The organism is Aeribacillus sp. FSL K6-1121, from assembly GCF_038003725.1.
GTDB lineage: Bacteria > Bacillota > Bacilli > Bacillales > Aeribacillaceae > Aeribacillus > Aeribacillus composti.
Genome location: NZ_JBBOPS010000001.1, coordinates 1,668,780 through 1,691,102, shown reverse-complemented (window position 1 = coordinate 1,691,102; position 22,323 = coordinate 1,668,780). Strand labels below are relative to the sequence as shown.

General features: G+C 37.6%; 20 protein-coding genes, 3 pseudogenes and 1 riboswitch. Of the genes and pseudogenes, 13 read left to right on the top strand and 10 right to left on the bottom strand.

Annotated features, from left to right (window positions below; genetic code table 11):
- Positions 1–129: 129 nt before the first annotated feature.
- The 5 genes from cbpB to NSQ61_RS08285 all read left to right on the top strand — a co-directional run bounded on the left by cbpB (position 130) and on the right by NSQ61_RS08285 (position 5,199).
- Positions 130–585, top strand: coding sequence for a cyclic-di-AMP-binding protein CbpB (cbpB, locus tag NSQ61_RS08305; protein WP_063386842.1), 456 nt, complete (start codon positions 130–132; stop codon positions 583–585).
- 183 nt (positions 586–768) lie between these two features.
- Positions 769–2,274: an MDR family MFS transporter gene (locus NSQ61_RS08300; protein ID WP_340806709.1), complete on the top strand. Its 1,506-nt coding sequence runs from the start codon at positions 769–771 to the stop codon at positions 2,272–2,274.
- A gap of 90 nt (positions 2,275–2,364) precedes the next feature.
- The gene (locus NSQ61_RS08295) at positions 2,365–3,237 is read left to right on the top strand and encodes a LysR family transcriptional regulator (protein WP_063386844.1); all 873 of its coding nucleotides are present in this window, start codon (positions 2,365–2,367) and stop codon (positions 3,235–3,237) included.
- A gap of 74 nt (positions 3,238–3,311) precedes the next feature.
- Positions 3,312–4,022 carry a 2,3,4,5-tetrahydropyridine-2,6-dicarboxylate N-acetyltransferase gene (dapD, locus tag NSQ61_RS08290; RefSeq protein ID WP_063386845.1) on the top strand — a complete coding sequence of 237 codons (711 nt, stop codon included), beginning with the start codon at positions 3,312–3,314 and terminating at the stop codon, positions 4,020–4,022.
- Between the two features lie 49 nt (positions 4,023–4,071).
- Positions 4,072–5,199, top strand: a complete 1,128-nt coding sequence (locus tag NSQ61_RS08285) for an N-acetyldiaminopimelate deacetylase (protein ID WP_117016835.1) — start codon at positions 4,072–4,074, stop codon at positions 5,197–5,199.
- A 98-nt stretch (positions 5,200–5,297) separates the two neighbouring features.
- Here the strand turns inward: NSQ61_RS08285 and NSQ61_RS08280 are convergent, their stop codons facing one another.
- Positions 5,298–6,155 (bottom strand): mechanosensitive ion channel family protein, encoded by an 858-nt coding sequence (locus NSQ61_RS08280; protein WP_066248002.1) that lies wholly within the window; start codon positions 6,153–6,155, stop codon positions 5,298–5,300.
- Positions 6,156–6,505: 350 nt separating this feature from the next.
- Between NSQ61_RS08280 and NSQ61_RS08275 the strand changes: the two genes are divergently transcribed.
- Together NSQ61_RS08275 and NSQ61_RS08270 are read left to right on the top strand one after the other, a co-directional pair.
- Entirely contained in the window at positions 6,506–7,054 is a 549-nt protein-coding gene (locus tag NSQ61_RS08275; RefSeq protein ID WP_063386848.1) for a peroxiredoxin, read from the top strand.
- Positions 7,055–7,146: 92 nt separating this feature from the next.
- On the top strand, positions 7,147–7,602 hold the full coding sequence (locus NSQ61_RS08270) for a TlpA family protein disulfide reductase (RefSeq protein WP_063386849.1): 456 nt from the start codon (positions 7,147–7,149) through the stop codon (positions 7,600–7,602).
- Between the two features lie 305 nt (positions 7,603–7,907).
- Here NSQ61_RS08270 and NSQ61_RS08265 read toward each other — a convergent pair.
- From NSQ61_RS08265 to NSQ61_RS08225, 9 genes and pseudogenes are all read right to left on the bottom strand, one after another.
- A pseudogene (locus NSQ61_RS08265) lies at positions 7,908–8,039 on the bottom strand (replication protein); the annotation flags it as partial.
- A 578-nt stretch (positions 8,040–8,617) separates the two neighbouring features.
- Positions 8,618–8,794, bottom strand: coding sequence for a hypothetical protein (locus NSQ61_RS08260; protein ID WP_162877010.1), 177 nt, complete (start codon positions 8,792–8,794; stop codon positions 8,618–8,620).
- A gap of 702 nt (positions 8,795–9,496) precedes the next feature.
- Positions 9,497–9,649 carry an aureocin A53 family class IId bacteriocin gene (locus tag NSQ61_RS08255; protein WP_340806707.1) on the bottom strand — a complete coding sequence of 51 codons (153 nt, stop codon included), beginning with the start codon at positions 9,647–9,649 and terminating at the stop codon, positions 9,497–9,499.
- A 663-nt stretch (positions 9,650–10,312) separates the two neighbouring features.
- Positions 10,313–11,066 (bottom strand): annotated as a pseudogene (istB, locus tag NSQ61_RS08250) (IS21-like element helper ATPase IstB).
- Positions 11,063–12,569, bottom strand: a pseudogene (gene istA, locus NSQ61_RS08245) (IS21 family transposase). The pseudogenes istB and istA overlap by 4 nt, the downstream one beginning before the upstream one ends.
- 352 nt (positions 12,570–12,921) lie before the next feature.
- Positions 12,922–14,418 carry a PH domain-containing protein gene (locus tag NSQ61_RS08240; protein ID WP_066251999.1) on the bottom strand — a complete coding sequence of 499 codons (1,497 nt, stop codon included), beginning with the start codon at positions 14,416–14,418 and terminating at the stop codon, positions 12,922–12,924.
- Entirely contained in the window at positions 14,408–14,929 is a 522-nt protein-coding gene (locus tag NSQ61_RS08235) for a PH domain-containing protein (protein WP_314736884.1), read from the bottom strand. The genes NSQ61_RS08240 and NSQ61_RS08235 overlap by 11 nt, the downstream gene beginning before the upstream one ends.
- A gap of 259 nt (positions 14,930–15,188) precedes the next feature.
- Positions 15,189–15,473: a hypothetical protein gene (locus NSQ61_RS08230; RefSeq protein ID WP_066252005.1), complete on the bottom strand. Its 285-nt coding sequence runs from the start codon at positions 15,471–15,473 to the stop codon at positions 15,189–15,191.
- Positions 15,473–15,772 carry a DUF2089 family protein gene (locus NSQ61_RS08225; protein WP_066252008.1) on the bottom strand — a complete coding sequence of 100 codons (300 nt, stop codon included), beginning with the start codon at positions 15,770–15,772 and terminating at the stop codon, positions 15,473–15,475. The genes NSQ61_RS08230 and NSQ61_RS08225 overlap by 1 nt, the downstream gene beginning before the upstream one ends.
- Before the next feature lie 204 nt (positions 15,773–15,976).
- Here NSQ61_RS08225 and NSQ61_RS08220 point away from each other — a divergent pair, with 204 nt between their 5' ends.
- From NSQ61_RS08220 to tenA (NSQ61_RS08195), 6 genes are all read left to right on the top strand, one after another.
- The gene (locus NSQ61_RS08220; protein ID WP_066252011.1) at positions 15,977–16,666 is read left to right on the top strand and encodes an ABC transporter permease; all 690 of its coding nucleotides are present in this window, start codon (positions 15,977–15,979) and stop codon (positions 16,664–16,666) included.
- Positions 16,667–17,569 carry an ABC transporter ATP-binding protein gene (locus NSQ61_RS08215; protein ID WP_066252014.1) on the top strand — a complete coding sequence of 301 codons (903 nt, stop codon included), beginning with the start codon at positions 16,667–16,669 and terminating at the stop codon, positions 17,567–17,569. It begins immediately after the preceding gene.
- Between the two features lie 1,124 nt (positions 17,570–18,693).
- Positions 18,694–19,353, top strand: a complete 660-nt coding sequence (locus NSQ61_RS08210; RefSeq protein WP_066248760.1) for a hypothetical protein — start codon at positions 18,694–18,696, stop codon at positions 19,351–19,353.
- 66 nt (positions 19,354–19,419) lie between these two features.
- Positions 19,420–19,520, top strand: a riboswitch (TPP riboswitch).
- Between the two features lie 124 nt (positions 19,521–19,644).
- The gene (locus NSQ61_RS08205; protein ID WP_340806698.1) at positions 19,645–20,910 is read left to right on the top strand and encodes an acetylornithine deacetylase; all 1,266 of its coding nucleotides are present in this window, start codon (positions 19,645–19,647) and stop codon (positions 20,908–20,910) included.
- A gap of 32 nt (positions 20,911–20,942) precedes the next feature.
- On the top strand, positions 20,943–21,620 hold the full coding sequence (gene tenA, locus NSQ61_RS08200) for a thiaminase II (RefSeq protein ID WP_063386916.1): 678 nt from the start codon (positions 20,943–20,945) through the stop codon (positions 21,618–21,620).
- Between the two features lie 17 nt (positions 21,621–21,637).
- A complete protein-coding gene (tenA, locus tag NSQ61_RS08195; protein WP_117016834.1) occupies positions 21,638–22,318 on the top strand; it encodes a thiaminase II in 681 nt (226 codons plus the stop codon).
- Positions 22,319–22,323: the final 5 nt, after the last annotated feature.

Sequence of the window (22,323 nt, the reverse complement as noted above, 5' to 3'; positions counted from 1 at the left end):
TTTATCGCGTGATAAAACGCTTACATAATGATATCATAAAATAGGAAGTTTCTTTTTGGTAAATGGAACACATTTTCCAGATCATATGTTATGATTAAAATGAAATGTCAAAGTGAGAGGAAGAAACGAATGACAAAAGTTTTTTCTGAAGAATTTACAAATATTTCGATTAAAGATTTGATGATACCTGCAGACAAAGTGGCTCATGTCCAAATGGGAAATAACTTAGAGCATGCATTATTAGTGTTGACGAAAACAGGCTATACAGCTGTTCCGGTTTTGGATGCTCAATATCGCTTGCACGGGCTGATTACGACGAATTTGATCATGGATTCAATTTTAGGATTGGAACGAATCGAATTTGAGCGTTTGCAAAATATGAAAGTAGAAGAAGTAATGAACAAAGATGTTTCCAGATTGAATGTATCGGATGATTGGATGAAGGCGCTGAAGCTCGTTATTAATCATACGTTTGTATGTATAACGAATGAGGACGGTGTTTTAGAGGGGATTTTTACAAGAAGGGTCATCTTAAAAAAGCTCCATAAACAACTAATGATATTAAATTCCAGGTTTCCCAAATAAAAACGCCCTTGCCGGCGTTTTTATTTCATATTGGCTCAATAGTTTCGAATCCATCCAACCTTCAAATAATGAAAATATAGATATTGTTTTTTGGGGAAAGCAATTGAACGAATGCGAATGCTATGGCAAAATGAATTCATGCTTACAAACGATTGAAAGTGATTTTCAAATGAGGTGATCGTGATGAAAGAGGCGCTTATTGAAAAAGATAGGGGAAAACTAGACCATAAAGAAACAAAGCGTCCGTTCGTTTTAGCTGCCGTCATGCTGGCGATGTTTATGGCTGCAGTTGAGGCAACGATCGTTTCCACAGCAATGCCTGCCATTGTCGCAGAAATTGGCGGTTTTTCAAAATATAGCTGGATTTTTTCTTCCTATTTATTAATGAATTCCGTAACGATTTTAATATATGGTAAATTGGCGGATTTGTTTGGAAGAAAACCGATTTTTGCTTTTGGCATCATTATTTTTTTAATTGGCTCTGTGCTTTGCGGTCTCGCCGATTCGATGGAAACTTTAATTATATACCGTTTTATACAAGGGATTGGAGCCGGAGCTGTGATGCCAGTCGCCACAACAATTGTCGGCGATATTTATACAGTAGAAGAAAGAGCCAAAATACAAGGATATTTGTCCAGTGTATGGGGAATTTCTGCAATAATCGGTCCCGTTTTAGGTGGCTTGTTCGTTGAGTACATAAGCTGGAAGTTTGTATTTTGGGTGAATGTTCCTTTAGGCATTTTATCAATGACAGGAATCGGTCTGTTTTTGAATGAACGCATTGATAAGAAAAAGTCGAGCATTGATTATGCAGGCGCCATGTTCATGCTTATTGCGATCAGCTTGTTGATGATCGTCCTTGTCGAAGGAGGAGTCCGCTGGTCTTGGACTTCCTGGGAGGTTGCGGCGTTATTAGCTGTTGCATGCTGCTTCTTTATATTGTTTATTTTTCAGGAAAATCGGGCCGATGATCCGATGATGCCGCTTTCGCTTTGGAAAAATCGCTCCATTTTGCTTGCGAATGTAACGTCCTTGACGACCGGGATGATGCTTATGGGCATTTCCACCTTTTTGCCGACATTTGTGCAAGGTGTTATGGGAAAATCGGCAATGGTGGCTGGATTCACGCTGACAACGATGTCAATCGGATGGCCGATTGCCTCAACAGTAGCGGGGAGGATTTATTTAAAAGCCGGCTTTCGTGCCACATCAATTTTAGGAGGCATTTTTTTATTGGCCGGCAGTCTTGTCTTTGTTATGCTTTCAGCAGATGACGGACCTGTTCATGCTATGATCGGCTCTTTTTTACTCGGCGTCGGAATGGGGCTGACATCGACCTCGTTCATTGTATCGATTCAATCGGCAGTTGATTGGAAAGAACGCGGAATTGCCACCGCCACCAATATGTTTATGCGAAATCTCGGCAACACCGTCGGCGCCGCTTTGCTCGGCGGGATTTTAAACAGCAAGCTGCAAACATATTTGGAGGAGCATAGTGCTGGAAAAAACTTAAACATTGATTCGGCCAACAACCTTTTGAATCCAGAATCAGATCTTTCCGGTCCTATAAAAGAGGTTCTTGAGTCTGGTTTGAGCATTGCTCTTCACCATGTTTATTTCGTCGTCTTTTTATTAGCAATTTTGAGCGTTCTTTTTATTTTCTTTCTTCCTAAGAGAGAATTAAAATGAATGTTTTTTGCTAAACTTGTTATGACGGAGAAGCAAAAATATTTTATAATGTTTTTGAACTATTGAATCCACTAAGGAAAGGGTTTAGCGATGCAAATTTCGGAATTGCAAATCCTTGTGACTTTGTCTGAAGAAAAAAATATGAGAAAAGCGGCTGACCGACTTTTTGTTTCCCAGCCTGCTTTGTCGCAGCGTCTTCAGTCGATCGAAAAAGCATGGGGATTTAAAATTTTTTTGCGCTCACAAAAGGGATTGACTCTTACACCGGCAGGAGAAAAAGTTGTCCAGTTTGCAAAAGAAATGATTGAAAAGGAAGAGAAGGTAAGAGAGGAAATCTCTGTTTTGGAAGGAGAAGTGTACGGGACGTTAAAGCTTGCAGTGGCATCCATAATCGGCCAGCACTGGCTTCCAAAAGTTTTGAAAAAATATGTACAAAAATACCCTCAGGCGGAAATTTCACTTATAACCGGGTGGTCAAGCGAAATATTAAAATGTTTATATGAAGATGATATTCATATCGGAATCATACGCGGAAACCCTGATTGGAAAGGTTTTAAACAGCATTTGCTGGAAGATACTTTGTATTTAGTTGACACAGAAATTCAAAGCATCGATGATTTAGTACACACAGAGCGGCCTTTTATTCAATTTAAAAGTGATTCTACATACTATCAAGAAATACAAGAATGGTGGCACAGGCAATTTAAAAACCCGCCAAAAAGGACAATTGTCGTTGATCAGATCGAGACGTGCAAGCAAATGGCGTATCATGGTATAGGCTTTGCGATTTTGCCTTCTGTCAGCATTGATGAAAAGGATGGTTCGATCTTTCGACTGCCGCTCATTGATCATGAAGGAAAGCCGATTAAAAGGGATACTTGGTTGATCGGGCATGAATCATCGTTAAAGCTTAAACAAGTGCAGGCGTTTATGGAAATCGTCCATCAATTTATTAATGAATGATAAATTTGCTTGTCAATTGATTCTTTTCTTTGATACAGTAATGGGGGTACAGAAAAACAGAGAGGAGTATTACGATGAAAATGATGGATGCAAACGAAATTATTTCATTTATACAAAACAGTAAAAAAACGACTCCTGTAAAAGTTTATGTAAAAGGTCAATTAGAAGGAATCAACTTTGGAGAACAGTCCAAAACATTTATTACTGGAAACACAGGCATCATCTTTGGAGAATGGTCTGAAATTGAACAAGCACTAGCAGAAAACAAAGATAAAATTGAAGACTATGTTGTTGAAAATGACCGCCGGAACTCAGCGATCCCGCTTCTTGATTTAAAAGGCGTAAAAGCGAGAATTGAACCAGGTGCAATCATCCGTGATCAAGTGGAAATCGGAGATAATGCGGTCATCATGATGGGGGCAGTGATCAATATCGGCGCCGTCATTGGTGAAGGAACGATGATTGACATGAATGCAACATTGGGCGGTCGTGCAACGGTTGGTAAAAACTGCCACATTGGTGCCGGAGCGGTTTTAGCTGGTGTAATTGAGCCGCCTTCTGCAAAACCTGTCGTAATCGAAGATGATGTTTTGATCGGAGCAAACGCCGTCATTTTAGAAGGTGTAAGGGTAGGAAAAGGCGCGGTTGTTGCAGCTGGTGCTGTTGTAGTGGAAGATGTTGAACCGTACACAGTTGTTGCAGGTGTTCCTGCGAAAAAAATTAAAGATATTGACGAAAAAACGAAAGCGAAAATTGAAATTAAGCAAGAATTGCGGCAGCTCTAAATTCGAAGCGTGGACAGCGTCCACGCTTATCCTTTAGGAGGGGACTCATATGAATAAGGATGCGCTTATTGCCATTCGCCGTGATTTGCATAAAATACCTGAACTCGGATTTCAAGAACATAAAACACAAAAATATTTATTAGATTATATTCATTCGCTGCCGAACGAAAGGCTTGAAGTGAAAACATGGAGAACAGGTATTTTCGTGAAGGTCCATGGAACAAATCCTCGAAAAATGATAGCCTACCGGACAGATATTGACGGATTGCCGATTGAAGAAAAAACGGGGCTTTCATTTCAATCAGAACATCCAGGCTTGATGCATGCTTGCGGTCACGACTTTCATATGACGATCGCTTTGGGGGTTTTAACTCATTTCGCCTATCATCCGATTCAAGATGATCTGCTATTCATCTTTCAGCCGGCAGAAGAAGGGCCCGGCGGTGCAGAGCCGATGCTAAACAGCGAGATTATGCAACAATGGATGCCGGATATGATCACTGCGCTTCACATTGCTCCAGAGCTTCCGGTTGGAACTATCGGAATGAAGCCTGGACTACTTTTTGCTAATACGTCCGAGTTGTTTATCGATTTAACCGGGAAGGGAGGCCATGCCGCTTTTCCGCACACGACACATGATATGGTCGTCGCTGCTTGCTCCCTTGTCACCCAGCTGCAATCCATCGTTAGCCGCAATATAGATCCTTTGGATAGTGCTGTAATTACCATTGGAAAAATTGCAAGCGGCACGATACAAAATATAATTGCGGATCACGCCAGATTGGAAGGAACGATTCGCACATTTTCTGTCGAATCGATGGAAAAAGTGAAAAAGCGGATTGAAGACATGGTCAAAGGTATAGAAATCGGCTACCAATGCAAAGCAGAAATTGACTGGGGTTCGATGTATTATCAAGTGTGGAATGATGAAGCGTTATCAAAAGAATTTATGGAGTTTGTCCAGAATGAAACAGAAGTTCAACTCCACGTATGCAAAGAAGCGATGACTGGGGAAGATTTCGGCTATATGCTGGCGAAAATTCCGGGATTTATGTTTTGGCTTGGAGTTGATTCTCCTTACGGCCTTCATCATGCGAAGCTTTCACCAAATGAACAAGCAATCTTTAAAGCGGTCGATCTTATTTGTCAATATTTTGAATGGAAAGGCAATAAATAGAAGATTCATAGCCTCCTGCATAAAGCAGGAGCAAAAAAATTAGAAATACGTTCTATACAAACACGAAGTCATAATTAAAAAGGAAAGGGGATGAGAGATCATCCTCTTTCCTTTTGCTGCTCGTTCTTATGAATCATCACTTGATGAGGGAACGGAATTTCGATGCCGTTTTCATCAAGCACTTCTTTCAGCCGTTTCCGGAGCTTTCTTTCAACAGCCCACTGCTCCATGTTTTTCGTTTTGGCGATGATGCGGATAATCACATCAGACGTGCCGAAATTTTGCACGCCTAAAACGTCCGGACCCTCCACAACCTCTTCAGTTTCTTTTGCAAATTGGTCGCAAGCTTCTTGAAGAATGGACATGACCCGATTTAAGTCTTCATTATACGATATGCTGATATCAACGAGGGCTTGCATATTTCCTCTAGAATGATTGGAAAGGCCGACAATCTGCCTGTTTGGAACATAATGCAATGTGCCGTCAAAGCCTCGGATTTGCGTCGTTCGTAAACCGACAGCTTCCACAATGCCTGAATAATTGCCTGTAGTGACATAATCTCCAACATCAAGTTGTTTTTCTAGGAGAAGGAAAAATCCTGTCACAACATCGCTGACGAGCCCTTGAGCTCCAAAGCCGATCGCAAGACCAACAACCCCAGCCCCGGCTAAAAGCGCTGTGACATTGTAGCCAAACACTTGAAAAACGGTAACAATAAAAATGAAAAACAGGGCATAATGAAAGAAATTCAAAACTAATGTTTGCAGCGTTTTAGCCCGCGTGGTGGAAATTTCCTTCCGATTCTCAAGCCCCTCAAACATTTTGTGAATAATTTTATTGCCGATTGATTTGACGATAATATATGCAATGTAAATTCCAATAAGCTTGGCCAAAACTTCTCCTGATTTTAAAGCCAGATCAGCCCAATCAATAGATTCAAAAAAGTTCAAAACCATTTCCCCTTTCTTTTCAAGCCAATCATTTGGTTATTTGACGGGATCGTGTTAAACTGAATGTACAGTTGAAAGTTTAGCATAGAAAAAGGAATTTTCAATGATTGTTACATTTTTTTAATGATAGCGGCGAAAATTGGAAATAGTATTATTGTTCTCTTCACCGCAATGAAAATGTAAAACAAATTATTTAAATTAATTATTACTTAAAATTGACTAAAATTTTGTTGTTATATATAATAGTAATCGGAGGAAGGATATTGAGAAAATACTCAATTCATTCTCATTTGTTTTTGAAGGAAACGATCAAAAAGTTTCCTTTAAAATAAAATTTTAAAATGGAGGGTTACATAATGGCAGAGCGTTTGGTTGGTAAACAAGCTCCACGTTTTGAAATGGATGCCGTTTTGCCAAACAAAGAGTTTGGTAAAGTAAGCTTGGAAGAAATCATGAAACAAGGAAAATGGACAGTTCTTTTCTTTTATCCAATGGACTTCACTTTCGTTTGTCCAACTGAAATCACAGCTATTTCTGACCGTTATGAAGAATTTGAAGATCTTGATGCAGAAGTGATTGGTGTATCAACTGACACAATTCACACACACTTAGCTTGGATTAAAACTCCTCGCGAAGAGAACGGTTTAGGCGATATTAAATATCCGCTTGCAGCAGATACAAATCATCAAGTATCAAGAGACTACGGCGTTTTAATCGAAGAAGAAGGAGTTGCTCTTCGCGGATTGTTCATCATCAATCCAGAAGGCGAACTTCAATATCAAACAGTATTCCATAACAACATTGGCCGCGATGTTGATGAAACATTGCGTGTACTTCAAGCGCTTCAAACTGGCGGACTTTGCCCAGCAAACTGGAAGCCTGGTCAAGAAACGCTTAAAGTATAATGAAGCTTTTCATTCAAAGGGCCTAGCAGTACGTTAGGCCTTTTTTCAAACGATTATTTTTTTGATATTCATTCTTCAAGGAGGAAACGGAAATGAAATTACGTGAGCCAATGCCTGAATTAGTCGGAGCAACAACTTGGCTGAATGGCGAAGTAACGAAAGAGCAATTAATCGGTGAAAAACCAACATTAATCCATTTTTGGTCAATCAGCTGCCATTTGTGTAAAGAAGCAATGCCGAAAGTAAATGAGTTCCGCGATCAATATAAAGATAAACTGAACGTAGTAGCTGTTCATATGCCTCGCTCCGAAAAGGATTTAGATATTGATGATATTAAAAAAGTAGCGGAAGAACACGGGATTACGCAACCGATCTTTGTAGACAACGAACATAAATTAACCGATGCTTTTGAAAATCAATATGTACCTGCATATTATGTTTTTGACAAAAACGGCATTCTTCGCCACTTCCAAGCAGGAGGAAGCGGAATGAAAATGCTGGAAAAACGTGTTAATCGGGTGTTAGCGGAAACAGAAAACGCTGAATGATTCAACCATCTGCAAAACATTGCAGGTGGTTTTTTTGGGAACAGAAGAGCAATAGAGCGATTGGGGGGCTTTCATTCGACCTCTAGAAAGCTTTGGAGTTCTGACCGGACGCTTAATTGTGCGCCCGGTTTTTTTATTGTTTGACAGCAGGAATAGAAATTGTTAAACTAAATTCAGATTAATTGACCAAAAAACTGTTTTGGTCATATAGTTAATTTTGTTGCTTGTTAGGTGGCGGACAAGGAAAAAGAGTAAATTGTAAGAACTGGCGAGCTTTTTCGGCTTTCTCCTTTTAGTCTCATTAGTCATTCATCTCTATATTTTTTCAACCGTTCCTCAAGTTCCTGTCGTGCTTGTTCAATGTCGAAATCATCATCCTCTGATTGGCTGTAGTCCATCTTCAACCAATCTGGCACTAATTCTTTTCGTACTGGCTTCTGAATGTCTTGCTCCTCACTAGAGTTAGAGTCTACCATTTTCTTTACGGTTTCAAATGTCTTCTCTATGTAGGCCATGTACTTGAATCGTTTTCCCTTAAGTCTCTTCAACAGTTTATTTTTCAGGTCACCATCATCGATCTTGTTGGCTTTTAGAAACTCATGAATCAGATCGGATTGTTGGTGATTGAATCCTTCGATCAGGGGATGATGATGATTGATATTAGTATTATTGATATTAGTATTATTAATATTAGTATTATTGATGGCTGGCCAATTTGGGCATTCTTGGTTGGTCATTTTGGGCAAGCTGATAACCATGCGGTTTTTCAGCATTTTTGTCGTCGGAAACGTTGATTTTATCAGGTTGACCATAAACCCAGCACCTCAAAAATTTTATCTGTTATACGATAATGAATTTTAGCCGGTAAACCTTTTAACTCTTTTTCGATAAGCCCTAACTTTACTAATTCCGTTACTTTTCGTCTTACTGTATTTTTTGGAATGGTAGTGTTTTCCGAAAGATTGTCATCCGTACAGAAAAACCATTCACCGTCTATTAGTTTTTCTCGACTAGCTCAATATTTATACATACTGACAAGTTCACTGTAAACGACAGCTTCCATCAATCCGATGGCTTTGGCTAAACGTTTATTTACTACAATTGAGCCATCCGAACGTAGTAAATCAATAATGATGTCTTTCATCGTGTTTCTGTTTTCTTTCCGTTTCTCCCGAATATTCGGAACAAACAAAAGAGCGTGCTGCCGTACGTTGTACGTCTAACGTAGGCAAACACGCTCTTATTGGAGAAAAAGATAGAATTTTCCAACTATTTTACTCTTACATTAAACACATTTACTCATTAGAATAGAAATATAGCATAAATATGTTAACACAAGAGCTTTCGAGCAGGTGTTTGCCGTAGGGTGGTACGGCAGACGGTTGTAGCGAACCCCCAATCCGACTACAACGCGCTTCGAAAGCTCCTTTGCTTTATCTCGTTCTATTATGCTGTATCCATTGTACTACTAATCTTCAAGTCGCGGCAAGATCTATTTTCCAAAAATTATCGATCTGCACTTCCTTCAAAAGAATACCTTTTGATAAAATAATACACTTAAATCATTGATAATCTAAGTTTTGAGATACTTAAAAAATAAACCTCTTGCATATAGTTTACATTTGGGTTATTCTTTTTGTATAAGAATTCCATTGATGAATTCTGCCCCTTCTATAAAAGGAGGGATTATAGCGATTGAAGCGCTATGAATGCAAATTGAATAATCGCATAAAAAAGTTACTTGAAGAAATAGCATTTGGTAATTCGCCCAACGATTTCTTTTGTAATCGAGTGATTTCTCAAGTAACAAAATGGAAAAAGCCACAGGGGTAGCGGCCCTGTGGCTTTTTACGTTTAAAGCGCTATGAACGCAAATTGTAGATCAATTTTGTTATTAATTGATGATTTGATCAATTTTGTCACTAATCCATTCGAAAGTCGCACCATTTTTAAGCCATTCAATGATTTTACTAATGTTATTTTTGGCCCATTCATAAGCCTTTCCAGATAATTTGCTAATTACTTGCCATGCTCTAGTTACCCACATAAATAATCTTCCTTTCTTTTTATTTTTTAATTACATAGATTATTTTATATAAATTTAGAGTAAAATTCAAGCAAAAATAGAAATTTTTAACTCATTTACATAAATAACAATAATTTTGTTTTTTTTAGACATGTTATTTTATATTGAAAAAAAGGATAATTCAAGAAAAAAAGTATGTCTTTTGGATAATATTGTACAAATTTAATAGTAATAATGTATAATCCAATCACCAACTTATATAGTTTACATTTTTGGGAGAATAGTGTAATTTATACACACTATTATAGACTATGCTTATTAAATTATGTGTAAAAAAGTATTAATTTTTATATGGATAAAAAAGAATTGTCTCCTATTTAGTCGGAGAACAGTTCTTTTTTATAGGGATTTTAATACGTAGTTTCATTGAACTCTAAATCTATTAATAACACAGGCGAGTTCAAAAAATGATGTTAAAACGAAGCTGTTAATAACAGCTATAACTAAGTAGAAATCCACCTTTTAATAGTGGAAGTCTGTATAAGTACTCTTATTATATCTGTTATGACGTTAGTTAAAAGAAACCTAGAGTACAAGGGAGTGGTGGTTCTTTCGGTGTTTTTTGCAAGCAAAAAGTGCAGAGAATTGCAAGAAAAAATACATAGGCTTGCCGGCTCAATGAATTTACCTTTCAACCGAGTGAGAAGGGAGCGACTGAACGGCAGAAGGCGCATGCCGCAAGCGGTAGCTCTCACCCGTAAACGCGAGAATGTGGGCGTGATGGACCAAACGATCCACCAGCGCTGCCGTCAGGCGGTTGTCCCCAAACACTCGATTCCACTGTCCAAACTCTAAATTCGATGTCACGATGACACTTTTTCGTTCATAACAATCGGCAATGATGTGAAACAGCAGTTCCGATCCCTGCTTTTGGAAAGGTACATAGCCGAGTTCGTCCAAAATCAACAGCTCGCATGTGTGTCGATTTGCCGTTTGAGCCGTCCGAGGATGCCGTCTTTTAACGCCTCTTCGAGCTGGGCGACAAGATCGGCGACACGGAAAAACCGAACTTCATGGCCCCGTTCACACGCTTTTAATCCTAATGCGGTGGCGAGATGGGTTTTTCCTGTTCCCGGCGAACCTAAAAGCAGGACGTTCTGTTTTTGCTCCAAAAAGCGAAGGTCGCAAAGTTCTTCCTTCGAGGTCGTGGTCGGCCAATGAATCTGATCCGACCATTCGTAATCTTTGAGCCATTTCAACTCCTGGAACTTCGCCTTCTTGATCAATCGAGCCTGTTTTGCTTTCTGACGGAACGACAGCTCCAACGCCAACACATCACGCAAAAACTGTTCCTTGGTCTCGTAGGCCACCTCCTCGAATCGATCCGCGATGTACGCCAAATGCAGGGCTTTACAAATCTCTTTAAATCCATCTTCATGCCCGGCTTCCCCCTTCCCTTGACGGACAAAGACGTTGATCATACACATGTAAATCGGTTTTATAGTCGACTAAAACGGAAGGGGTATAGGCTTCTTCCCATTTCGCGGGATACTCCGAACGCTTCGCCTCCATCAACACCCCGATCTCATGGGGCGCCAAATCCCACCGTTGATACTTGTCAAGCCACTGAGCGATCTCATAGACGGTGTACCGGTCCAGCAGCTTCTGCACCCCTCGAATGCGTGAAGCCGTCTGGTTTCGGTTGTTCCATGAAGTATTTCCTAATGGCCTCCGGTAAGTAAACTCGAAACCGCGAATACTCCACCACCCGGGGCTTTTGCGCCCATTCCGCCAAAATGTCCTTCCAAGGGAGCTCCCGTTGCTTTTTCGTGTACGACCTTGGCGCTTCCAGGTACACCTCCCCTTCTTGGGACAAAACCATGAAACGATCCCATTCCTTTTTGACAAGGACACGGTTGGGAACCGGGATCCCATGAACCACAAACGTCTCCCCATCCACCGTTACTTCCCCGTATTTATTGACATTGGCGTGGTGGAAGGAGAAGATCGGGAGATCTCTCTCCGGCAGGACAAGCAACTCCTTTTGTTCTTCCTGCCATAATTCCTCAATGGTTCTCCCTTTTTCATAGTGGGGGCGGGCTCGATCTTCGATCATCTTGCGATGCAGCCACTCCGCCAGTTCTTCATCCCCCTTGATCAACGGAGCAGGGACAAAGTAGTGTTGACGAGTATAGTAAACTTTCCGTTCGACATTCCCTTTTTCGTGTCCGCTATACGGATTGCACGCCTGTACGTCAAACCGGTAATGAAGCCGGAATCGCTCAAATGCTTCAGTATATTGACGTTCGCCTCCTTTTCGGATCGAAACCACCGCCGCCGCCAAATTGTCGATGCGGAGTTTTCTCGGGACGCCTCCGGCTTGGCGAAACAGCTGAGTGAGCCCGTAAAGAAAACATTCGCTGTTTTCCGCTGGCAATGGATACGCATACGCGGCGTTGCTGTACGGAAAGCTCAAAATCAGAATTGATCGGTCTTCCTCTTTTCCCTCCTTCGTCACAACGGACATGGTGCCGAAATCCACCTGCGCTTCCCCCGGAGGGTGTTCCAGCCTCTCGTAACGCTGTTCCTTCTCCAGCTTAAGCTGAGGTCTTCGTTTTTGAACGTAGGCGCAAACCGTTCGATAAGACCCTTTAAAGCCATGTTCCTGCTTTAATTGTTCGTACATCTTCTTGCTTGTCCGCCGTTGTTTTCTTGGCAGTTTGGCGTCCTCCTCCAGCCAGTTATCAATGATTTGACCGTATCCTTCTTCCTCCATCATTCCCCGTTTTCTCTTTATTTTTTGTCTGACCGAAATGTCTCCATCCGCATATTTCTTGACTGTTCTCCAGTTAAATCCCGTCCTGCGGACAATTTCGGAAAGCGATAACCCTTTCTTTTCACGCAAATGTTTGATATGATGAATTTCAGGCATTGCTAGCATCCTTTCATTACCTCCACTGTTTTGTGTTCTTCACAACCTTAAACAGTAGAGGGTATTTTAGGAGCTGGCAAGCCTTTTTTTATGCCATGAAGCTCTGCACTTTTTTGTTGCAGAACTCTGTACTTTCATTTTGCACTAAACATCTTTCGGATAGAAATACCCTTTCTCTAGAAGGGAGATGCTAACATGGTAAAGATCAAAAAGAAGATAAAGGAAAAATTATTGAGGGATTAAAAAAGAAAGGTGAAAAACATGACTTTCCATATATAAACAAAAAAGTCCTTGCTTATTAGCAAGGCTTAATTTAAACAGATTCTCTTTTATTTTGAAACCTATATATTGTTTTTTATTATCAAACAGAGTACTTATTGTTATAAACAGTATACTTTTTATAATTTGTATAGAAGGTTTTAGATGCTTCAGATGGGATATCTAGTATTCTAATTATTTTTGCAGGATTCTCTCGGGTTACAATAATTAAAGAAGATAATCTAAATATCCTTTGTAAGAAGTTCTCAGTTAATTTAACTTCCTCAATCTTAGCTCTAGAAGTAATAAATAATTTTATTGAAAACAATGAATATTTCTTTATCTGGATATTTTTACCTTTAAAAGAGTAACTGCTAAACATACCATTTAGTATCTGACTAATTAAAGTTAGAATTATAACAGTAATAGCTAAATACCAAAATGAAGGTGCAAAAAAATGTATTAACAATGATATTATTATCCAAATATAGCTAGTCCTTAGTATCTTTATTATTACGGAAGATTTGGGAATACGATTCATATTTTGGTTAATACGGAATTCAGGTAATATTCCGGCGATTAAATCCTTAGCCTTGTTTTCATTAATAAACGGAAAGAGTACGTTTGATGTTTTTACTTCTTCATCTTCATCATTTGTGATTATGATTCTTACCTTTACTATACCGAATATTTTTTTTAGAAAAGTAGTACTTATGTTTATCGCTTGTATTTTTTCTTTTGGTATGGAAAATTCTGTATAATTAACTTTCCCTTTTTTAATATATATTCTATTAGAATCTGAGAATACTTTATATTCTCCATATTGGATATAAGTTTTTAGTATTCCATATCCTGTTGAAAGGATAAATAAAATGAACAACCCAGAAAGTATCATCCACCAAGAAGATAAAAAAAATGATAAAATTTGGTCAATTTGTTCTTCTATTGAAAAAAACTGTTTTACATCGGAGTATATAGAATATATAAACGTAAAAAATAAAAGGGCCTTTAAAGAAGTAACTGATCCAATAATAATTTCTTTCTTTGATATTTCATAATGCAATCTTCTTAAAGTTTCTTCTACATCATTCTCAGTATCAGAACCTTTCTTTAAATTTTCCAATTTTAAATTCCCGTATGTAATCAAATAATTCTTTATACGTTCTGCTTCTTTCGATGATAACATCTCTAATTTAATAGAACTGTCTTTTTTGTCGCCACCAGTTCCAGTATCTAACAACAAAATAGTAAATCCAAATAATCTATAAAACAGTGGGGTAAACTCATTTATCCCTTGTATTCGTTCAAGGGGAATATGACGATGGACTTTAATAAAACGTCCCTTCTCTACAAATAATTCTTTCCCAGTTAAAAGATATCCAAAGTGTTTCCATTCCAGTAAAATTGAAACAAATTGATACATTAAATAAGGTATCATTAGCCATTTAACATAATCAAAGTGGACAGGGATATAGTTTATAAAGAATTTAAGAAAAATTGAAAGGAAAATTGTATCTCTTATTGCTTTAACAGTCTTTAAAAACACCCACAAAGGGGGCAACCTTTTTAATTGACTACTTTGGCTATCTCTATACTCCACTGATTTCCTCCTCTCCTTGTTTGTTATTATTTTTAGATTCAGACAATGTAACAACAAGTTCACAAACACGTTTTGCTTCCTCTTCTGGTAGGGCAGGGATTTCATGTATATACGCAACCGTTCCAATTTTCACTGAGGCTAATTTGTATTTTTTTAAAAAGGGATTTTGGTAGGTATGAACATAGTATACTTTGTTCATAGGAATAACTTTGTAAGTTTTTTGTATAATTCCTCCATATTTTAATTGAATACTTTTTTCATCTATCCCGTAACGCCAAGTTTTTTGTTTATATATTGGCTCAATAAATAACTCAACAATACATGAGAATATTAGAAGTAATCCTAAACCATAAAAAATCTTATTCCACCATTCTGCCCATTGAAAATAAAAACTGAAAACCAATAATATGCCTAAAATAAGAAACAAAATACCGTGTGTTATGGAACTAGTTAACCGCCATAATTTTATAGCATTTGGAGAAATTGTTTGGGACGGCTCTTTTAAAACCATCATTTTATCACCCTATTACATTTATATAACATAATACTAAAAAAACCGTTATAAGGGTAATTTAACAAATAATGTTTTTTAGTATTTTGTTAAATTACCCTTATTCTTAAATAAATTGTGTCATGGGTAGCTAAAGCATGGAATATAATTAATAAATTATCTGGAAAGGCTTATATAAATATTTATGGCTATGAGCTGTTTGGTTTTTAGAAAGAAAATAGAGGGATAGATAATATATTTTACATATGAATATATGAAATTACTTTAAATCCTTTGTTTTCATTTTATTTATTTCCCTTTTTCTACGTTTATGAAAAGATTTACGACCTCTCCACCACTCTTCAATAAGCAACAATAACCCAACTATAATCAGGATAATAAAAGTGATTGTATTATTGATACGATTTGTAAAAAATAACCACGTCATTAATATCACAAAAAATATTGGTACTATAATCCCCCATAGTGCATTATTTCTAGTTGACATAAAATATTGTAACGCTGACATTACAAATAGTATTAAAAATAAAGAGAAATCAGGCATTATTCACCCTTCCTTTCCGATTTATACGTTTCAATAATAAGTCTTGCATCTTCTAATGTAATTCGCTCCTCAATAGCAAGTTGTTTTATTAAATCAATAAAGTGATTTTTTTCTTTTTCATCACTCAATTTTATTTTTTGAATTATTCTATCCAGTCTTAAGCGGACAGTCGGATATGAGACTTTATAAATTTCAGTCAATTTTTTTAAAGAACCTGAATTTATAACAAATTTTCTTATGAATTCAATATCTTCTGATTCTAAGGATAAAATCCACGATGGAATACTTTTATCTTCCATATTTATCCCTCCTGCATATCCCTCCTACATATACCACATATTATCAAAAAAATTAATAAATGAAAAGTTTTTTTTGTTTTTAACTTTAATTTTATTTATCTCGTTTTAAATAAATTAAAAAAATGTGGATTCTGCTTTGAATATTTGATATGATAATGGATGTGTAAAATAATACATAAATTAAAGAAAAAGGAAGGGGTTTATATGATTACAATTGCTCTTAGGGAATTTAAAAAATTGTTCCGGAGCATACGTTCGATCATTATTATATTTTTAATTTTCTTAGTGACTTTAGAAACAGCAAAACTAATAAATAAATTCCCATTAGTACTTCAAGTGTTAAATTTAGGTGACCATGCCTATTCAGTTGGATTAATGGTTCTTATTGTATTAGCATCTCCTCTGTTTGTATCTATCCTATCTCATAATGTCATTAATGAAGAGTTAAAATCTAGAACGATCAGGTTTATTGCTACAAAAACTTCACGAGATAATATTATTCTTGGTAAATTCTTGGGAACACTATTATTTTGGGGTATATGTGTATTTGTTGCTTTAATATTAATTATACCGTTTGCCAAAGAATTCTATTTTCGTTTATTTTTACATTCCATAATATATATATCCTATTTTTTGGGATTAACTATACTACTTTCTACTACTATTCCTAATCCAATGCTAACCACCTTTATAAATTTAATACTATCCATAGTTATGCCTATTCTAGGCTTGTGGAGTATGGGATCAGATAATATTTTTCTGAAACTATATAGTTATATCACTCCTTATTTTTTCTATAGTCAAGATAAGGAGCCTTACTATTACTTCGTACTACTATTCACGATTATCTTTTTGGGATTAAGTTTAACTATAATGAGAAAGAGGGACTTATAAATGTATGTTATCGAAACATATAATTTGACGAAAAAATATGGTAATAAAAATGTAGTGAATAATGTGAGTTTAAAAGTTAAAAAGGGAATTATTTTTGGATTTCTCGGTAAAAACGGAGCTGGTAAGTCAACATTTATTAACATGATAACAGGATTAACGATTCCCTCTAGTGGTTCATTCACATTGTTATCTAATAAGAATATAAAAGAACAACGCAAAAGATTTGGAGTTATGCCAGATTACTCTGAGTTTTACGGGGACATGACAGCATTTGATCACTTGAAATTTTTTAGCAAATTACTTGGTATTAAGCTGACAAGAGAAGATATCATTCAGATATTAAAACGAGTGGGATTAGAAGATGCAATCAATTTAAAGACGAAAAAATTCTCTTTTGGAATGAAAAAAAAGCTAGGCATTGCTCAAGCCATATTAAACAAACCAGATTTGTTGTTTTTAGATGAACCAACATCAGGTGTTGATGCCAATTCCATTTTAAGTATTCATAGTTTAATAAAAGATATTTCAAAACAAGGCACGACTATTTTTCTAACATCTCATAATCTGGATGAAGTAGAGAAATTATGCGATGAAATTGCCATAATAGATAAAGGAATTATAAAACTCCAAGGTCCGATTGAAAAAATAAAAAGTGATTATCGCGATAATCTTACAATCATAATTAAACATGGTAAAATACCTGAAAACGTGTTTAGTGAACTAGAATATCAATTAAAAATGTACAGTTCAAATATTACATGGGGTATGAACCATGTTCATTTAATGGTGAAGGACGAATATACAATATCTGAGATTAATAGACTCTTTTTAAAAATGAATATTAATGTATTTAGAATTGAAGTAGAAGAGCCTACACTAGAAGAAATATTCTTAGGTACTTAAGCAATAATTATAAACAAAAGTGGGCAGTTACTGCCCACTTTAAAATAAAGTAAAGATTAGTTATGCAGCTTATGTTTAAAATGTGAACTGCTATACCCTTTTGAAAGTAATTCATTTACAAGAAAGACACGAAGGCAACCATCATGAAATGTATATGCCTTCATTAATTACATAATTTACAGATTTGTTCCCTAGCTGTTCACTATCTTCATATATGGCAAGATCAATCAAGCCATAGTTCCATAAAGGCCAGATGATCTCATTGTAGAGTTTTTTCTTTCCACCCCCTAAACGTTTCATGACTTAGGAAAGGCTTGAAGGAATCCCATCATTGTCTTTTCACTGATCTGAACGATCACACCAACTATAGAATTTTATCCAAGCTGCGAAGGCTTCAGGGCCGAGTTTCTCCTTTGCATCACTACGACGAACGTCGTTCATGGTTTAGTTGTTCTTTTTATAGCTTTATTCCATAAACAAATTGCGCAACATAACGATTCCACAGTTTCCGGGGCTTTCCGGTAAGTTCATAAAACGAAACCAGTGGAGAAAAACAACTCGTTTTTGTCCACTGGCTTTTGTATTTTTTGATTTTTTCTGAAAATATAGGAGCTTCAAAAAGTCAGTTATCTTTTGGACAGCCCCAATTAAAAAAGGATTAGAGCAGTTACCTTTTTCTGTAAATTACAGCAGATATTGCAGTTAAAAAAAACAATTATAAATCCAATAACATACTAAATTTTTTATAGTGTCGTCTTTAATCGTGAAGCAGCTAAACAGATGATTACACTTAAAACCCAAGAATGCTGTTATATCAACATTCTCTTTTTTTTATTTGCGAACAATAAACATCTAAAATGGACTTTGAACTGCCCCTGTTTTGTTTTTTGATCGTTCCGAGGAAGAGGCCAAAATCACTGTTTTCGATGCCCTAAGAAATGTTTCCCGGAAAAATGAAGCGCTGTTTCTTTCAGCGAAGACTTTTCATTTTTGATTTTCGCAAAAATGGCTTACAGATTTTCAATTTTTGCTAATATAAAAACATGTTTTTCTTCTCGAATTTTTGAGCCATATTCGCTATAATTAAATTTGCTTTATTTTGAAAGAGAAGGAGATTGGGAAGGTTGACAAAGCAGCCGACAAATCTTGTGATAACCTTATTGAAAGTGCTCATTGCAGTGGTTGTTGTATTGGTTCTTTTTTATTTCATCGCCTTTAATGATGTCCTAGTCCGTTTTTTAACCTTGCTAATGAACGGATGTTTAGTCGTTCTCGTATTTCTTTTGTATCGAAAAATGGATCGGATTGGACCGGTCAATAAAGAGGGGAAAAAGGAGTTTGTTCAAAGCGATTGGATCAACGAGACGGAAATGATGAAAAAAGAACAGCAGTTAAATAAATTGGAGCTAGATAAAACACAATTATTGGAGGAGCTTTTGACGAGAGCGAATATCGGTGAAGAAGAAAAACAAATGTACCGACTTCGAATTCGCGAAAAGGAGAATGAAGCTTCCAAGTTGAAACAAGAGCTTGTGCTTATGAAAGACAGAGTTGCTCACTTGTTGTTGAAAAGAGATCCGGAGATGGAACGAATTGTTCAGATCCTCGGGGCAGAATTTATTTTAAACAGTTCGTTTGACGAACTCAACCAGAAGTTTCAACAGGTGCACATACAACTGTCTGATGAGGCGATCCGCCATTTGCAAAGAGAGAATTATATTGATGAACATCTCCAGTTTACGAGGATCGGCTATCGAGAACTGCTCAAGACGGCTAAAAGATGACGCAACCAGCTTGTCATTTTGCAAACGATATGATTTAATGTAATAAAATCAAAATTTCATAGAATTATCAACCACTAGGGGAGCCGAAAGGCTGAGAAAGGCGTGTGCCTTGACCCTTTGAACCTGATCTAGATCATACTAGCGTAGGGAAGTGGTGCAGTAATATCGAAACCTGTCTATGGGTTTTGTATATACTTGCCCGTTCCCTTATATTGGGAACGGGCTTTTTGCATTACAAGGCTGGTTGGCAAACCATTTTTCAAAACAAAATGTTAAGAAAGGGGAGACAACGTGTTACAAACGCTATTTCAGCAAATTGATGAAAGGGAAGAAGAACTTCTGAATCTTCTAAAAACACTCGTATCGTTTGAAACGCCAAGCCCTCCGGCAAGAAATGCAAAAGAGGCTCAAAAGTATGTCGCCTCATATTTGGAAGACATCGGCTTTTCCATTGATCAATGGGATTTATATGAACAAGATCCAGTCGTAGTAGGAACGAAAAAAGGAAAAGATCCAGAAAATTACCACAGTTTAATTATTAACGGGCATATTGATGTCGCTTCAATCGAAGAGGGAGAAGAATGGCTAACGCCTCCTTTTGAGGCAACGGTTAAAGGGGATTACATATATGGACGCGGTGTAGCGGATATGAAAGGGGGAATGGCTGCCAGTCTGTTTGCATTAAAGCTGCTGCAAGAAAACGGCATTGAGCCGGGAGGGGATATCATTTTTCAGTCCGTCGTCGGTGAAGAAGTAGGCGAAGCAGGAACAAAATCGTGCTGCGACCGGGGATATCGAGCTGATTTTGCCATCGTTGTCGATTCAAGCAACTGTGAAATACAAGGGCAGGGCGGGGTGATCACGGGCTGGATTACAATTGAAAGCCCCGAGACATTTCACGATGGCACGAGAAGACAAATGATTCATGCCGGCGGGAAGCTTTTTGGGGCAAGCGCGATTGAAAAAATGATGAAAATTATTGAAGGACTGCGAGAGCTTGAACAGCATTGGGCAGTGATGAAAACGAGCAAAGGCTTTCCGCCTGGTTCTGCCACAATTAATCCTGCAGTGATTGAAGGTGGAAGGCACGCCGCTTTTGTGGCCGATAAATGTTCCCTTTGGATTACCGTTCACTATTACCCGGAAGAGCATTATGTAGAGGTGATCCGGGAAATTGAAGAACATATCCATCATGTTGCAATGGCTGATCTATGGCTTCGGAAATATCCTCCGAAATTTAAATGGGGCGGCACATCGATGATTGAAGATCGAGGAGAAATTTTCCCAGCTTTTTCATATGACGAACATTCACTCGGAGTGAAAACATTACAAAAAGCACATAAACTGGCATTTAATGAGGAAGCAAAGCTGACGATGTCCCCTACTGTGACAGACGGCGGCTGGCTGAGTGAAGCGGGAATTCCCGTCGTTTTATATGGACCGGGCACGCTTGAAGATGCACACTCGGTGAATGAAAAGCTGTCCATCCCCCAATTAAAAACATTTACAAAATCGCTGATCGCGTTTTTATTTGATTGGTATCAGAAAAAACGATGACAATTACAAAAGCTGTGAAAGGGGTAATTCAAATGTTTACAGACCGATTGTATAAAACTGCAAAACCGATTTGGGAAGCGAGTTACCATCATCCGTTTGTTCAAGGAATCGGCAATGGGACGCTGGATATCGACAAATTTCGCTTTTTTATGGAGCAGGATTATCTTTATTTAATCGAATACTGCCGCCTGTTTGCCCTTGGAAGCTTAAAGGCTCACAATCTTCAAACAATGACAGTTTTTGCTGATCTTCTACATTCGACGTTAAAAGTGGAAATGGATTTGCATCGTCAATACGCTGAAAGAATAGGAATAGAGAAGGAAAAATTAGAACAAGTTCAGCCTGCTGCTACAACCGTTGCATATACGAGCTATATGTTAAATGTGTCGCAGCGAGGATCATTGGCAGAACTGGTTGCCGCAGTCCTTCCATGTACATGGAGCTATTATGAAATCGGCACACGCTTACATGAGATTCCTGGTGCTAGTGAACATGAGTTTTACGGCGAGTGGGTAAAAATGTACGCATCAACAGAATTCGGTGAATTGGCAAAATGGCTGAAAGATTTAATGAATGAGCTTGCAGAAGGAAAACGGGAAGAAGAATTGAAATGGCTGGAAGATATTTTTGTCACAACGAGCAAATACGAATATATGTTTTGGGAAATGTCTGAACGAAAAGAAATGTGGCCAATCGAAATCAATTCTTAATATAGGAGAGAATGAACATGAAATTTACTGAAAAAATTCGAACAAAAGCAGATCCGATATGGCAGGCCAGCTTCGATCATCCATTTGTAAAAGGTATTGCCGATGGGAGTTTGCCGCTTGAATGTTTTCGTTATTACGTTTTGCAAGATTCGTATTATTTAAGCCATTTTGCAAAAGTGCAATCGTATGGAGCGGCAAAAGCAAACGATTTATATACGACATCGCGAATGGCTCAGCATGCACAAGGAACATTTGAAGCGGAATTATCTCTTCATGAAACATTTGCCAAACAGCTGGGAATCACAGAGGAGGAGAAGGCGAATTTTAAGCCGGCCCCAACGGCGTACGCCTATACTTCCCATTTATATCGAGCGGCGATCAACGGTCACTTAGGCGATATTATTGCTGCAATACTTCCGTGCTATTGGCTATATTACGAAATTGGCGAAAAATTAAAAGATGCGAAGCCAAAAGAACCGATTTATCAACAATGGATTGCGGCTTATGGGGGCGATTGGTTTAAGCAGCTTGTCGAAGAACAAATTGACAGGCTGGATGAAATCGCACAACAAACGATAGAAGCCGATCTAAAAAGAATGGAAGAGCATTTTATCATCAGCAGTCAATATGAATTAGCGTTTTGGGAAATGGCTTATCGTTTAGAAAAATGGGAAGTGGAACTAAAAATCAGTCAATAAAGGAG

Excerpts from the sequence above, each read along its gene's own strand:
- cbpB (WP_063386842.1), top strand. The coding sequence starts at position 130 with ATGACAAAAGTTTTTTCTGAAGAATTTACAAATATTTCGATTAAAGAT.
- NSQ61_RS08300 (WP_340806709.1), top strand. The coding sequence starts at position 769 with ATGAAAGAGGCGCTTATTGAAAAAGATAGGGGAAAACTAGACCATAAA.
- NSQ61_RS08295 (WP_063386844.1), top strand. The coding sequence starts at position 2,365 with ATGCAAATTTCGGAATTGCAAATCCTTGTGACTTTGTCTGAAGAAAAA.
- dapD (WP_063386845.1), top strand. The coding sequence starts at position 3,312 with ATGAAAATGATGGATGCAAACGAAATTATTTCATTTATACAAAACAGT.
- NSQ61_RS08285 (WP_117016835.1), top strand. The coding sequence starts at position 4,072 with ATGAATAAGGATGCGCTTATTGCCATTCGCCGTGATTTGCATAAAATA.
- NSQ61_RS08280 (WP_066248002.1), bottom strand. The coding sequence starts at position 6,155 with ATGGTTTTGAACTTTTTTGAATCTATTGATTGGGCTGATCTGGCTTTA.
- NSQ61_RS08275 (WP_063386848.1), top strand. The coding sequence starts at position 6,506 with ATGGCAGAGCGTTTGGTTGGTAAACAAGCTCCACGTTTTGAAATGGAT.
- NSQ61_RS08270 (WP_063386849.1), top strand. The coding sequence starts at position 7,147 with ATGAAATTACGTGAGCCAATGCCTGAATTAGTCGGAGCAACAACTTGG.
- NSQ61_RS08255 (WP_340806707.1), bottom strand. The coding sequence starts at position 9,649 with ATGTGGGTAACTAGAGCATGGCAAGTAATTAGCAAATTATCTGGAAAG.
- NSQ61_RS08235 (WP_314736884.1), bottom strand. The coding sequence starts at position 14,929 with ATGGTTTTAAAAGAGCCGTCCCAAACAATTTCTCCAAATGCTATAAAA.
- NSQ61_RS08230 (WP_066252005.1), bottom strand. The coding sequence starts at position 15,473 with ATGCCTGATTTCTCTTTATTTTTAATACTATTTGTAATGTCAGCGTTA.
- NSQ61_RS08225 (WP_066252008.1), bottom strand. The coding sequence starts at position 15,772 with ATGGAAGATAAAAGTATTCCATCGTGGATTTTATCCTTAGAATCAGAA.
- NSQ61_RS08220 (WP_066252011.1), top strand. The coding sequence starts at position 15,977 with ATGATTACAATTGCTCTTAGGGAATTTAAAAAATTGTTCCGGAGCATA.
- NSQ61_RS08215 (WP_066252014.1), top strand. The coding sequence starts at position 16,667 with ATGTATGTTATCGAAACATATAATTTGACGAAAAAATATGGTAATAAA.
- tenA (WP_063386916.1), top strand. The coding sequence starts at position 20,943 with ATGTTTACAGACCGATTGTATAAAACTGCAAAACCGATTTGGGAAGCG.
- tenA (WP_117016834.1), top strand. The coding sequence starts at position 21,638 with ATGAAATTTACTGAAAAAATTCGAACAAAAGCAGATCCGATATGGCAG.